The organism is Selenomonas sp. GACV-9, from assembly GCA_900116485.1.
GTDB lineage: Bacteria > Bacillota > Negativicutes > Selenomonadales > Selenomonadaceae > Selenomonas_A > Selenomonas_A ruminantium_G.
This window is the reverse complement of sequence record FPAX01000002.1, coordinates 148,765-161,524: the sequence shown is the minus strand read 5'-3', so window position 1 is coordinate 161,524 and position 12,760 is coordinate 148,765. Positions and strand designations below refer to the sequence as shown.

At 53.0% G+C, this 12,760-nt stretch carries 9 protein-coding genes, 1 tRNA gene, 1 pseudogene and 1 other annotated feature; of the genes and pseudogenes, 5 read left to right on the top strand and 6 right to left on the bottom strand.

All coding sequences use genetic code 11. The features are described 5' to 3' along the window. Positions 1 to 90 precede the first annotated feature (90 nt). The gene (locus tag BM322_RS03965; protein WP_075428612.1) at positions 91 to 1,422 is read left to right on the top strand and encodes a 6-phospho-alpha-glucosidase; all 1,332 of its coding nucleotides are present in this window, start codon (positions 91 to 93) and stop codon (positions 1,420 to 1,422) included. A 31-nt stretch (positions 1,423 to 1,453) separates the two neighbouring features. Next, positions 1,454 to 3,022: pseudogene (locus tag BM322_RS03960) on the top strand (alpha-glucoside-specific PTS transporter subunit IIBC); the annotation flags it as partial. Between the two features lie 79 nt (positions 3,023 to 3,101). Here BM322_RS03960 and BM322_RS03955 read toward each other — a convergent pair. The 4 genes from BM322_RS03955 to BM322_RS03945 form a co-directional block, all read right to left on the bottom strand. Then, positions 3,102 to 4,274: a pyridoxal phosphate-dependent aminotransferase gene (locus tag BM322_RS03955; RefSeq protein ID WP_075428610.1), complete on the bottom strand. Its 1,173-nt coding sequence runs from the start codon at positions 4,272 to 4,274 to the stop codon at positions 3,102 to 3,104. A gap of 12 nt (positions 4,275 to 4,286) precedes the next feature. Continuing rightward, complete coding sequence (locus BM322_RS03950; protein WP_075428609.1) at positions 4,287 to 5,090, bottom strand: MetQ/NlpA family ABC transporter substrate-binding protein; 804 nt, start codon at positions 5,088 to 5,090, stop codon at positions 4,287 to 4,289. Between the two features lie 151 nt (positions 5,091 to 5,241). Further along, positions 5,242 to 5,454, bottom strand: coding sequence for a hypothetical protein (locus tag BM322_RS13420; protein ID WP_143102171.1), 213 nt, complete (start codon positions 5,452 to 5,454; stop codon positions 5,242 to 5,244). A gap of 146 nt (positions 5,455 to 5,600) precedes the next feature. Continuing rightward, positions 5,601 to 5,675 (bottom strand) — tRNA-Arg (locus BM322_RS03945). A gap of 135 nt (positions 5,676 to 5,810) precedes the next feature. Here BM322_RS03945 and BM322_RS03940 point away from each other — a divergent pair. Continuing rightward, the gene (locus tag BM322_RS03940; RefSeq protein WP_075428608.1) at positions 5,811 to 6,086 is read left to right on the top strand and encodes a late competence development ComFB family protein; all 276 of its coding nucleotides are present in this window, start codon (positions 5,811 to 5,813) and stop codon (positions 6,084 to 6,086) included. Positions 6,087 to 6,131: 45 nt separating this feature from the next. Here the strand turns inward: BM322_RS03940 and BM322_RS03935 are convergent, their stop codons facing one another. Continuing rightward, positions 6,132 to 7,319, bottom strand: a complete 1,188-nt coding sequence (locus BM322_RS03935) for an aminotransferase class I/II-fold pyridoxal phosphate-dependent enzyme (RefSeq protein ID WP_075428607.1) — start codon at positions 7,317 to 7,319, stop codon at positions 6,132 to 6,134. Further along, positions 7,316 to 7,795, bottom strand: coding sequence for an Lrp/AsnC family transcriptional regulator (locus BM322_RS03930; RefSeq protein WP_075428606.1), 480 nt, complete (start codon positions 7,793 to 7,795; stop codon positions 7,316 to 7,318). The genes BM322_RS03935 and BM322_RS03930 overlap by 4 nt, the downstream gene beginning before the upstream one ends. A 49-nt stretch (positions 7,796 to 7,844) precedes the next feature. Further along, positions 7,845 to 8,054, bottom strand: a binding site (T-box leader). Positions 8,055 to 8,306: 252 nt separating this feature from the next. On the opposite strand from BM322_RS03930, the gene BM322_RS03920 reads away from it, so the two are divergent. Further along, the gene (locus BM322_RS03920; RefSeq protein WP_075428604.1) at positions 8,307 to 8,780 is read left to right on the top strand and encodes a YhcH/YjgK/YiaL family protein; all 474 of its coding nucleotides are present in this window, start codon (positions 8,307 to 8,309) and stop codon (positions 8,778 to 8,780) included. A 100-nt stretch (positions 8,781 to 8,880) separates the two neighbouring features. After that, the gene (locus BM322_RS03915; RefSeq protein ID WP_075428603.1) at positions 8,881 to 12,660 is read left to right on the top strand and encodes a phosphoribosylformylglycinamidine synthase; all 3,780 of its coding nucleotides are present in this window, start codon (positions 8,881 to 8,883) and stop codon (positions 12,658 to 12,660) included. Positions 12,661 to 12,760: the final 100 nt, after the last annotated feature.

Below are 12,760 nucleotides of genomic sequence, written 5' to 3'. Positions count from 1 at the left end.
AAACCGTAACTCCTTTTGATTATGATAAAGCCATGAAATCCATTCGCGAAGGTTTTTCACAGGCAATCATTTTTGAAAGGGGTTTTTATTATGAAAAAGTCATCGATTGTTATTGCCGGCGGCGGAAGTACCTTCACACCAGGGATCGTCCTGATGCTCTTGAAACACAGCGACCGTTTCCCCATTCGCCAGATAAAATTCTACGATAACGATGCTGAGCGGCAGCAGAAAATAGCGGAGGCCTGCAAGATCTTGCTGGCAGAGCGGGCGCCAGAGATTGCGTTCTCATATACCACGGACCCGGAGGAGGCCTTCACCGATGTGGACTTCGTCATGGCCCATATCCGGGTCGGCAAATACGCCATGCGCGAGAAGGATGAGAAAATCCCGATGCGTCACGGTGTATTCGGACAGGAAACCTGCGGCCCAGGCGGCATTGCCTATGGCATGCGTTCTATCGGCGGGGTTATTGAGATTCTCGACTACATGGAAAAATATTCGCCGCAGGCCTGGATGCTAAACTACTCGAATCCGGCCGCTATCGTGGCTGAGGCCACGCGCCGTCTGCGCCCGGATTCCCGCATCATCAACATCTGTGACATGCCGGTGGGCATCGAGGAGCGCATGGCGGAAATCCTGCAGCTGCCTAATGGTCGCAAGGATATGGAGGTCCGCTACTATGGGCTCAATCACTTCGGCTGGTGGTGTGACATCCGCGACAAGCAGGGCCATGACCTCATGCCAAAGATCAAGGCTCATGTCAAGGAGCATGGCTATGTGGTGAATTCCAACGATGCAAAGGTCGAGGCCAGCTGGCAGGATACCTTCGCCAAGGCGAAAGACGTCTATGCAGTCGATCCCGATACGCTGCCCAATACGTATCTCAAATATTATCTCTATCCGGACTATGTGTTCCAGCATGACAACCAGCATCCTGACCATACCCGGGCCAATGAAGTCATGGAGCATCGCGAGAAGAATGTGTTCGCGGCAGCTAAGGATATCGTGGCCAAGGGGACGGCCAAGGATTGTGCCTTTGAGGCCGATGACCACGCAAGCTATATCGTGGATCTGGCCGAGGCCATCACTACGAACCAGAAGGCCCGCATGCTCCTGATCGTGGAGAACAACGGGGCCATCGTGAACTTCGATCCGACGGCCATGGTGGAGATTCCCTGCATCGTCGGAGCCAATGGCTATGAGAAGGTCAGCATCGGCAAGATTCCGCAGTTCCAGAAGGGCCTGATGGAGCAGCAGGTATCGGTGGAGAAACTCGTCGTCGATGCCTGGATCAATGGCAGCTACCAGAAGCTCTGGCAGGCACTGACCCTTTCGAAGACGGTGCCGTCGGCGTCGGTGGCCAAGGCAATCCTGGATGACCTCATCGAGGCGAATAAAGAGTATTGGCCGGAACTGCACTAAGAGCCTGTGACGGGGAATAGGAGAGTTTGTCATGCAGATTTCAAAAGATATTGTCATGCAGAACGTCCAGCGCTTCGGTGGTGCGATGTTCACGCCGGTCTTGATGTTCGGTGTATTTGGTATATTTGTAGCGATCTCCATTCTGTGCACCAATGCGATGCTTCTCGGCCCTATCGCCGAGAAGGGGACGCTTTGGTACAATTTCTGGTACATCATCCAGGAGGGAGCCTGGACGGTGTTCCGGCAGATGCCGCTTTTATTTGCCATCGGCCTGCCCATTGGCCTGGCGAAAAAGAACAATGCCCGGGCTTGTATGGAATCCTTTCTGATCTACATCATCTTCAATTATTTTGTCAGTGCTATCCTGTCCATCTATGGGCCGAGCTTTGGCGTCGACTTCACCCGGGAGGCCGTAGCCGGCTCGGGGCTTACGATGGTGGCGACCATCAAGACCCTCGATACCGGTATTGTCGGTGCGATTCTCATTGCAGCCATTTCGGTCTGGCTGCATGGGAAATTGTTTGATGTCAACATGCCGGAAAGCCTAGGCATTTTCCGCGGTTCATCATTGGTAGTCGTGGCAGGTTTTTGGCTGATGTTCCCCATCGCCTTGCTGTTTTGTGTGGTTTGGCCACAGTTCCAGCTGGCCATTGCCTCGCTGCAGGGATTCTTGGTGGGTGCCGGTGTGGGCGGCGTATGGGTCTATACGTTCCTCGAGCGTATCCTGATCCCAACGGGGCTGCACCACTTCATTTATCTGCCGTTCATTTTCGGTCCGGCGGTGGTCGACAACGGCATCCAGGTTTATTGGCTCCAGCATTTGCAGGAGTTTGCGGCTTCGACAAAGCCTTTGATTGAATTGTTCCCGCAAGGAGGTTTTGCCCTGCATGGCATGAGCAAGGTCTTTGGCTGCCCGGGCATCGCCTTGGCACTGTACTTCACGGCGAAACCGGAGAACCGCAAGAAAATCGGTGCGCTGGTATTCCCCGCTGCTGCAGTGGCGGTCTGCTGCGGCATCACGGAGCCATTGGAATTCACCTTCTTGTTTGTCGCTCCAATCTTGTTCGTTGTCCATGCTTTGCTGGCAGGCACGTTGTCGGCTACGATGTATGCGCTGGGCGTGACGGGGAATTTTGGCGGCGGTCTTCTGGACTGCGCCCTGTTCCAGGATTGGATTCCCTTATTCCAGAATCACTGGCCAACTTTTTTGACCCAGATCGTTGTCGGACTTATCTTCACGGGAATCTGGTTTGTGGTATTCCGGACGCTTATCATAAAGCTTGATCTCAAGACGCCAGGGCGTGGTGATGAAAAGGTCAAGCTCTACACCAAAGCTGACTACAAGGCTAAGGGGGCAGGCGATATCCTGGCTGAAGAGGCTGCGGCTTTCCTCGCCGATCTCGGTGGCAGGGAGAATATCGTGGATGTGACCAACTGTGCGACGCGGCTGCGTGTGACGGTAAAAGATGACAGCTTGCTGGCTGACCCGAAGGTATTTGAGGAGCACGGTGCCCGCGGGCTTGTCCATAACGGCTGTGCAATCCAGGTCATCGTGGGCCTGTCGGTACCGCAGGTTCGTGAGCGGTTTGAGAGTTTATTGGAACATGGTATGGGGTGATTGATTCCCCTATGGCAAAAAAAGACGGCAGTACAAAAATGTATTGCCGTCTTTTGCTTGTTTAGTTTCGATGCACGGGCATTTTTTTGTAGATGTCGGCAAGTCTTGTCAATGCTTCGTTTAAGGTGTCGTCATTCTTGGCGAAATGCAGGCGCATGTAGTCGTTGTTGTCCTCATGGAAGAAGGCAGAGCCAGGGACGGCGCCGACGCCGACTTTTTCAGCCAGAGTCTCGCAGAATTCTTCGTCGCTATCAAAGCCGAAGGCGGATATATCGACCATGACGTAATAGGCTCCCTGCGGCTCCGTATGGGGCAGGCCAATTTCGCGCAGGCCCTTTAGGAGAAGTTCGCGTTTCTGCGTATAGTGTTGTTTGAGCCAGTCATAGTAGCTGTCATCGAAGCTCAGGGCGGTGACGGCAGCTTCCTGTAATGGCGCTGCGGCACCGACGGTCAGGAAGTCATGAACCTTGCGGGCAACTTCGATGACTTCGGGGCGGGCAATGACGTAGCCAAGACGCCAGCCGGTGATGGAATAGGTCTTAGAGAGGGAACCGCAGGAAATCGTGCGCTCCCGCATGCGCGGCAGGGTGGCAAAGTAGATGTTCGCATAGGGTTCATAGACGATATGCTCGTAGACTTCGTCGGTGATGACCCAGGTATCGTATTTCTCCGCCAGGTCGGCGATGATCTGCAATTCTTCACGGGTAAACACTTTGCCGCAGGGATTGGAAGGGTTGCAGAGAATCAAAGCCTTGGGATGCTGCTGGAAGGCTTTTTCCAGTTCGTTAGCATCAAAGGTATAGGCAGGGGGCTTTAGCGACACATAGATGGGCTCAGCACCGCAAAGGATGGCATCAGCGCCGTAGTTCTCATAGAAGGGAGAGAAGACAATGACTTTATCGCCGGGGTCAGTGACACTCATGACGGCGGTCATCATGGCTTCGGTGCCGCCGCAGGTGGTGACGATTTCGGTGTTGGGGTCGATGTCAAGCCCGGTGAAATGCGTTTGCTTCTTGGCCAGCGCCTCGCGGAAGTTCTGGGCGCCCCAGGTGATGGAATACTGATGGGGCCCTTGAGCGGCAATCTCAGCTAGCCGTGTGGTAAGTTTTGACGGCGGATCCCAGTCGGGAAAGCCCTGACTGAGATTGACTGCCTGATATTTTAGTGAGACGCGTGTCATGCGCCGGATGACGGAATCCGTAAAGGATTCCGTCCGTTTGGATAGTCCTGCCATAGTGATTGCTCCTTATTCTGCCGGTACGATGGTACCATGATATTGTTCCTGGATGAATTTCTTGACGGCCTCCGAGTGGAAAATCTGGGCGATTTTCTGATAGTCGGCATTGTCTTTGTCCTTCGTACGGGTAGCCAGTACCATGACTGCCAGCGGTTCGGATTTGTCTTCCAGATAGATGCCCTGTTTTTCGACGTCGAGGCCGCCGCTCATGACGTAATTCATCGTAATGACGGCGATATCGACATCTTGCAGGCTGCGGGGCAGCTGCGCAGCCTCGAGCTCGACAAACTGGAGATGCTTGGGGTTGGACTGGATATCCTGAATCGTAACCTTGAAATTGTTTTCCGGCAGAGTGATGAGTCCGGCTTTTGCGAGGAGCATCAGCGCGCGGCCGCCGTTGGTCGGGTCATTGGGGATGGCTACTTTGGCGCCATCGGGGATGTCGTTTACACTGTGGACTTTATCGCTGTAAATGCCCATGCGCATGAGAATCGTCGTGCCGATGGGAGAGAGGTCGGCATTGTGCTGAGAAGCAAAGTTCTTGAGAAATGGTTCGTGCTGGTAGCTGTTCAGGTCGATATCGCCGTCAGCCAGTGCCTGGTCGGGGGTAACGTAATCGGAAAACTCCACCACTGTGACTTTGAGTCCCTGATTGGCCGCTTCGTTGGCCACTGCTTCGGCTACCTCGGCATGCGGACCGGACGTTGCACCTAGTTTGATTTCTTTTTGCGCCTGCTGGCCGCAGCCGCTGAGGAGCAGTGTCATAGCTGTAAGCGCGCCCAGGGCAAGAAGTGATAATCTTTTTGTATTCATGTTCATCCCTCCAATTCATATCTGTAATATATGATAAATCTCTTGTGTAACTTTGTCAACTATAAACATATATATTTAATATGTTTAATACGGAAATGTCAAAAAAAAAGCGGCAGCTGTAGGAGCTGTCGCCTGTTTTTGCATAGAAATCTTAATCGGAGCTATCGGAACTGTCGCTGCTGCTATCACTGCCGCAGTCGCTATAGTCACCATAACTATCATGGTAATCGGAGCTGCTATAGTCGTTTTCCCACCAGTGATTCGAAGTATTGGAGCTGGAATCGTAATCGTCATCGTCAGATCGGAAGTGACCTTGGATGGTAAAGATAAGGATAATGGCAAATAGCAGCGCAGTTTCAATCATGTTAAAGAAATCAGCAGACATGATAATTCCCCCGTTGCTATCCATGATAATACCAGGGGGTTATAAGAGGGTTATAGTTATCTTGCAGATGTCTGAGCAGAAAATGAAAAACGGCCTGTAAACAACAGGCCGTGAAATATCGTAAGTGGTGCGCTCGGCGGGAGTCGAACCCACGCTTTCAGCTCCGGAGGCTAACGTCCTATCCACTGGACTACGAGCGCTTGTTTCGTTGTCCTTGACAACAGTACATAGTATAGCATAGAGCATGGTCTTTGTCAAACTAGGGAAACTGTGCTGAGGTTACTTAAAAATATATAAAAAACGTGCTATAATGAGGCGTACAGGGAGGAATTACAATGGAACTGAAAAACTGCATGGAGGAATTTGTCCAGGACAAAATGGACGTTGTGCTGGAACAGTATCCGGATTGCTGTCGGTGTGAGCAGTGCAGGCTTGATATTGCCGCACTGGCGCTTAACCAGCTGCCGCCAAGATATGTATCCACGCGCGAGGGTGACGTCTTTGTACGTGTCAATGAGATGAATACGGAATGTGAGGTAAAAGTCATAAAGGCTATTGCCAATGCGATAGAGGTCGTGAATAAGAATCCCCGTCATGGCGTAGGCGCCTAAAGACTGAAAGCCGGAAAGCAATGGTTGCTTTCCGGCTTTCAGTCTTTATTTCCTATGGTGCTTGAGGAAGTTTTCGATGCGATTGAGCGCCTCGGAAATCTTGTCGATAGCCGTTGCATAAGAGCAGCGGACATGGCCTTCCCCGCATTGTCCGAAGGCACTGCCAGGAACGAGGGCGACATGCTCGGCCTTCAGCAGCTCTTCGGCGAATTCGTTTGATGTGTAGCCTGTTGAGCTGATATTCGGGAAGATATAGAAGGCGCCTTTCGGCTCGAAGCATTCAAGGCCCATCTTGATGAACCCGTCATAGATCAGACGGCGGCGGCGGTCATACTCCGATACCATCTTTTTCATGTATTTCTCGCCGTGGCGCAGGGCCTCGATGGCGGCAATCTGAGCCGTGATCGGTGCGCAGAGCATCGTATACTGATGGATCTTGGTCATGGCAGCGATGATGGTCGGATTGGCCAGTGCATAGCCGATGCGCCAGCCTGTCATGGCGTATGCCTTGGAGAAACCGTTGAGCAGGATGGTACGCTCTTGCATGCGTGGCAGGGAAGCGAAACATACATGTTCTTCGTCCCCATAGGTCAGATCGCCGTAGATTTCATCGGAAATGACGATGAGGTCATGTTTTTCGGCGAAGTCGGCGATGGCTAAGAGATCCTTGCGCGTCATGATAGCACCGGTCGGATTGTTCGGATAGCCAATCAGCAGCACCTTGGTGCGTTCGGTGAGATGCTCTTCGAGCTCAGCCGGTGTGATGCGGAATTCGTTTTCAATCTTTGCCGGGACGGCCACTGGGACACCACCAGCCAGGATGGTGCAGGCCTGATAGGAGACATAGCAAGGCTCCGGAATCAGTACTTCGTCGCCAGGGGCGAGGATGGCACGCATGGCAATGTCGAGGGCCTCACTGACACCGACAGTTACGAGAACGTCGGTGGCGGCATCATAGTCTGTCTGATAACAGTCATGGTAATGGTGGCAGATTTCCTGACGGAGCTCTGGCATACCACGATTGGCAGTGTATGAAGTATAGCCCTGTTCGAGGCCATAGACACAGCTTTCGCGGATAGACCAGGGCGTGATGAAGTCCGGTTCACCGACACCGAGGGAGATGACATCGTCCATCTGGGCAGCGATATCGAAGAATTTACGGATGCCCGACGGAGCAATCGCATTGACGCCCGGAGACAGCCGATCAGCCCAATCGTTTTTCGTCTCGATCATGGTGACACCACCAATCTGCGGTCGCGTTCCTCATCGTTGATGATGACGCCATCTTTCTTGTACGGTTTGAGCATGAAGTGGCTGCGCGTAGCCGTGACACCTTCGATGGTAGCCAGGCGTTTAGCGACGAAGTTTGCCACGTCTTTCAAGGATTTGCCTTCGATGATGACCATGAGGTCAAAGCTGCCACTCATCAGATAGACCGTACGAACTTCGTCAAAGCGGTAGATGCGCTCAGCGATGGCATCAAAGCCGACCTCGCGCTGTGGCGTCAGGTTGATCTCGATGACGGCTGTGACCGTATCGTCACCGAATTTTTCCCAGTTGATCAGTGTATTATAGGAAAGGATGATTTTGTCCTTCTCTAAGTCTTTGATGTTACGCTCGACTTCGTACTCGCTGCGGTTCAGCATCGAGGCCAGCTCGCTGACCGGCCGGCGGGCGTCGTGTTCGAGCAGCTCTAAGAGTTCACGCATGGATATTCCTCCCTTGAATGTGTTTGTCTACTATAAAAGCCCTCGTCCAGTAAAGGACGAGGGCTTGTTCCCGTGGTACCACCTTAATCAGATCCTGCCATGGCAGGACCCACTCGATGCCTTAACGCGGCAAACGGCAGGACTTATTAGGCCCTGCAGGCTCGTGAGCAGCTTTCTCTGGATCTTCCCGGCGGTTTGCACCAGACACCGCCTCTCTGGCGAGAAGATGGGCAGATACTCTTTCAGTCATTGCCTGTCTCAATATATGACAATCATATCACAGGATGTGGATGGTTGGCAAGTTGTAAATTACAGATAGTCTTTTGTCAGGGAACAGATGAAGGCGGATTTTGGCGCAGATGTCCTTTTGTAGAAAAATTAAGCGCTTTTTGATAAAGATAGTCCTGTGTTCTTGCAATACGCATCTGTTTTAGGTAAAATGATACTAAAGGCTGGTTGGTGCAGCCTTGTTTCAAGGACTAAGATACGAGAATGGGAAGAGGGGTATGGCATGATTATTGGCAGCATTGATTCGCTGGATGACAGCCATGTAAGATATCCAGCTATGGTGCAGAAGGCTTTGGACTATCTGCGCGATCATGATTTTACCAAGCTGGCGGATGGACGCTATCCGATTGATGGGGATAAATGTGTGGCCAACTTGCAGCGCTATACGACGCGGCTCTATCATGAATGCCGTCCCGAAACGCATGAGAAGTATGTAGACATCCAGTTCGTCGTGGAAGGCGAAGAATACATGGGATGGTGTCCGTTCAGCCCTGATCTTACGGTGACGAGTCCTTATGATGCGGACAGAGATATAACGTTCTATGAATCGTTGGTACCGGACAGCAATATCGTGCTGTCTCCGGGTCGTTTTGCTGTGCTTTATCCGGAGGACGTGCATCGTCCGCAGGGCGCAGTAGATGATATGCCGTCTCAGGTGACTAAAGTGGTCGTCAAGATTGCGGTGGATTGTTTGTGATGCAATAGGCATAGCAGGCCTGTAGGGGGCTTGCTATGCCTATTTTATCTATATAGCTTTATGTTTTAAGTATTTTTTCATTTGGAGGAAAAGAGCACTCATGACTGTAAGAAGAATTTTCGTAGAGAAACGACAGGGATTCTTTGACATCCCCGCCCAGCAGCTCTGCAGCGATCTCAAGGAAACCTTTCACCTTGAGGAGTTGAAGGCCGTTCGTATCATCAAGCGGTACGACATCGAGGGTCTCAGCGATGAAGAGTATGCGGCGGTAAAGTCGGTGGTATTTGCAGAGCCGCCGGTGGATGTAGTATATGAGGAGAAATTGCCGCATTTTCCGAATTCCCGGACCTTTGCGGTGGAATATCTGCCTGGCCAGTATGACCAGACGGCAGACTCGGCGGCTCAGTGCGTGCAGCTCGTCACGCAGAAGGAGCGTCCGCAGATTGCGACGGCTCGTGTCATCGTCATTGTCGGTGATGTGAGCCGGGAGGACTTTGCGAAAATCAAGGATTACTGCATCAATGCAGTCGAGAGTCGTGAGGCAAGCCTGGCAAAACCGGAGTCGCTTGACATGCATTATGAGGAGCCGGCGGATGTTGAAGTGCTGGAAGACTTCAACACCCTCGATGATGCTGGACTGCAGGCCTTCATGGAAGCGAAGGGGTTTGCGATGAGCTTCGAGGATTTGAAGTTCTGTCAAGAATATTTCCGTGAGACAGAGCGCAGAGCGCCGACGATTACCGAGTTGCGCGTCATTGATACGTACTGGTCTGACCATTGCCGTCATACGACGTTCACGACGGCTATCGATATGGTCGATATCGAAGAGGGCTATTTTTCTCCAGCCATTACCAAGGCCTACAATAAATATCTGGAAGACCGTGAGGATATCTATGGCGGCAACCTCCGCGATGTGACGCTGATGGATATTGCCGTTATCGGCATGAAGGCACTGCGCAAGCAGGGCAAGCTCGAGGATCTCGATAAATCGGAAGAAATCAATGCCTGCAGCATCGTGGTAACGGCTGATATCGATGGCAAGGATGAGGAATGGCTCGTCATGTTCAAGAATGAGACCCACAATCATCCGACGGAAATCGAGCCGTTCGGTGGTGCGGCTACGTGCCTTGGCGGTGCTATCCGCGATCCGCTTTCGGGCCGTTCCTATGTCTATCAGGCCATGCGTGTGACTGGTGCGGCAGATCCGCGTCGTCCGCTCAAGGATACGATGGCTGGCAAGCTGCCGCAGAAGAAGATCACTCTGGGAGCAGCTGCGGGCTACAGCGCTTACGGTAACCAGATTGGTCTGGCAACTGGTCAGGTTCGTGAGGTATATCATGAAGGCTATATGGCCAAGCGCATGGAAATCGGTGCCGTCATTGCAGCAGCACCGAAGGTCAATGTCGTGCGCGAGCGTCCGGCTACGGGCGACCTCATCGTTCTCGTCGGTGGCCGCACGGGCCGCGATGGCTGCGGCGGTGCTACGGGTTCCTCGAAAGAACATACGGAGGAGTCGTTGACCAGCTGCGGTGCTGAGGTACAGAAAGGCAATCCGCCGACAGAGCGCAAGATCCAGCGTCTGTTCCGTAATCCGCAGGTCAGCCGCATGATCAAGCGCTGCAATGACTTCGGTGCAGGTGGTGTGGCCGTAGCTATCGGCGAGCTGGCCGATGGTCTTGTCATCGATCTCGATGCGGTCAAGAAGAAATATGCCGGCCTTGATGGTACGGAGCTGGCAATTTCGGAGTCCCAGGAGCGCATGGCTGTCGTCATCGATCCGCAAGATCTCGAGGCTTTTGTCAAATTTGCCGATGAAGAGAACCTTGAAGCGACGCAGGTTGCTGAGGTCACGGCACTGCCGCGCCTCATCATGAAGTGGCGTGGCAAGCCAATCGTGCAGATGAACCGTGAGTTCCTTGACACGAATGGCGTGCGCCAGCATGTCACGGCAGTCATCAGCAGCCCGGATGAAAACAACCGTTATCTGCACAAGATTCCGGCGGCTGTCGAGGCCTGCGGCAAAGATCTGGAGAAGGCCTGGCTGACGAATCTGGCAGATCTCAACGTCTGCAGCCAGAAGGGCCTCGCCGAGCGCTTTGACTCGACTATTGGCGGCAATACGGTGCTGATGCCGTTCGGCGGCCGTAAGCAGCTGACGCCGGCTGAGGGTATGGTAGCCAAGCTGCCAGTACTCGGTGCTGAGACGAATACGGCTACGGCAATGACCTTTGGACTTAACCCGGCCTTTACGGAGTGGAGCCCGTTCCATGGTGCACTCTACTCGGTGGTTGAATCGGCAGCTAAGATGGTCGCACTTGGCGGCCGTGCCGATAAGATCCGCCTGACGTTCCAGGAGTATTTCGAGAGCCTCGGCAAGGATCCGAAGAAATGGGGCAACCCATTTGCTGCGCTGATCGGTGCCCTTTGGGCTCAGCATGAGCTCGAGATTCCGGCTATTGGCGGCAAGGACTCGATGTCCGGTACCTTTGAGGACCTCCATGTACCGCCGACGCTGGCAGCCTTTGCTGTCGATGTCATGAAGGCAGACTGTGCTGTATCGCCGGAGTTCAAATATCCAGGCAATAAGGTTTATCTCGTACCGGCACCGAAGGACAGCCAGGATCTGCCAGTCTTTGCGAAGATGCGTAAGAACTGGGACAAGATCAGCCAGATGACGGCCGGCAAAAAGGTATTCTCGGCTCAGAGCATCGGTGTCGGCGGTATCGCTGCAGCTGTCACGAAGATGGCACTGGGCAATGGCATCGGCTTCAAGTTCACGGGCCATGTGACGCGGAACAGCCTCTTCACGCCTGATTATGGTTCAATCATCATCGAGGTAGCAGAAAATACCGATGTCGAAACGCTGCTAGCTGGCACAGGCTATCGCGAACTCGGCGTGACGACAGCTGGCCCGAGCATTGTCTGTGGTGCGGATGTTATCATGCTAGCTGATGCTGAGGAGGCCTTCACGTCGCCGCTCGAGAAAATCTTCCCGACGCAGGTCAAACAGCGCAGCAAGGACAAGGCCACCTATATTCCTTATGAGAAAGGCAATGTGTTGCGTAAGCAGACGCATATCGCACGTCCAAGGGTATTCATACCGGTATTCCCTGGTACGAACTGCGAGTATGATTCGGCCCGTGCTTGGGAGCGTGCTGGCGCTGAGGCCCAGACGCTGATCGTCCGCAACCTTACGCCTGCAGCCGTTGAGGAGACGGTTGAGGCTATCGTCAAGGGCATCCGTGAGTCGCAGATGATCATGCTGCCGGGCGGATTCAGTGGCGGTGATGAGCCGGACGGTTCGGGCAAGTTCATTGCAGCGATGTTCCGCAATCCGCGCATCATGGAGGAGGTCATGACGCTGCTCAACAAGCGTGATGGTCTGATGCTCGGCATCTGCAACGGTTTCCAGGCATTGATCAAGCTGGGCCTGGTACCGTATGGAGATATCCGGGATCTGTCAGAGAACTCTCCGACTCTGACTTACAACAATATTGGCCGTCATGCTTCGTGCATGGTACAGACGAAGGTGGTATCGAACCTCTCGCCGTGGTTCAATAATGTCAAGGTCGGTGATGTCCATACGATTGCCATTTCCCATGGTGAGGGCCGCTTTGTGGCTGATCAGGAAATCATCGCGAAACTGCGTGTCCGTGGTCAGATTGCTACGCAGTATGTCGATGCTGTTGGCAATCCGTCGCTTTCCATTCCGTTCAACCCGAATGGTTCGGTCAATGCCATTGAGGGCATCACGAGCCCGGATGGCCGTGTGCTTGGCAAGATGGGACATTCGGAGCGCATTGGTGAGCATATTGCTGTCAACGTGCCGGGCAGCAAAGATCAGCAGCTCTTTGAGGCTGGCGTGGCTTACTATAAATAATAGATTTGTTGCAATTGCAAGAAATTATGGTACAATAGGATACATTGATGGAATGCGGTCAGACATCTGGCCGCATTTTCAAATAAAGCAGGAGAGAAGG

What these genes read in the sequence shown, in the direction of transcription:
- BM322_RS03965 (WP_075428612.1), top strand. Translation starts at nt 91, where the DNA reads ATGAAAAAGTCATCGATTGTTATTGCCGGCGGCGGAAGTACCTTCACA.
- BM322_RS03955 (WP_075428610.1), bottom strand. Translation starts at nt 4,274, where the DNA reads ATGGCAGGACTATCCAAACGGACGGAATCCTTTACGGATTCCGTCATC.
- BM322_RS03950 (WP_075428609.1), bottom strand. Translation starts at nt 5,090, where the DNA reads ATGAATACAAAAAGATTATCACTTCTTGCCCTGGGCGCGCTTACAGCT.
- BM322_RS13420 (WP_143102171.1), bottom strand. Translation starts at nt 5,454, where the DNA reads ATGATTGAAACTGCGCTGCTATTTGCCATTATCCTTATCTTTACCATC.
- BM322_RS03940 (WP_075428608.1), top strand. Translation starts at nt 5,811, where the DNA reads ATGGAACTGAAAAACTGCATGGAGGAATTTGTCCAGGACAAAATGGAC.
- BM322_RS03935 (WP_075428607.1), bottom strand. Translation starts at nt 7,319, where the DNA reads ATGATCGAGACGAAAAACGATTGGGCTGATCGGCTGTCTCCGGGCGTC.
- BM322_RS03930 (WP_075428606.1), bottom strand. Translation starts at nt 7,795, where the DNA reads ATGCGTGAACTCTTAGAGCTGCTCGAACACGACGCCCGCCGGCCGGTC.
- BM322_RS03920 (WP_075428604.1), top strand. Translation starts at nt 8,307, where the DNA reads ATGATTATTGGCAGCATTGATTCGCTGGATGACAGCCATGTAAGATAT.
- BM322_RS03915 (WP_075428603.1), top strand. Translation starts at nt 8,881, where the DNA reads ATGACTGTAAGAAGAATTTTCGTAGAGAAACGACAGGGATTCTTTGAC.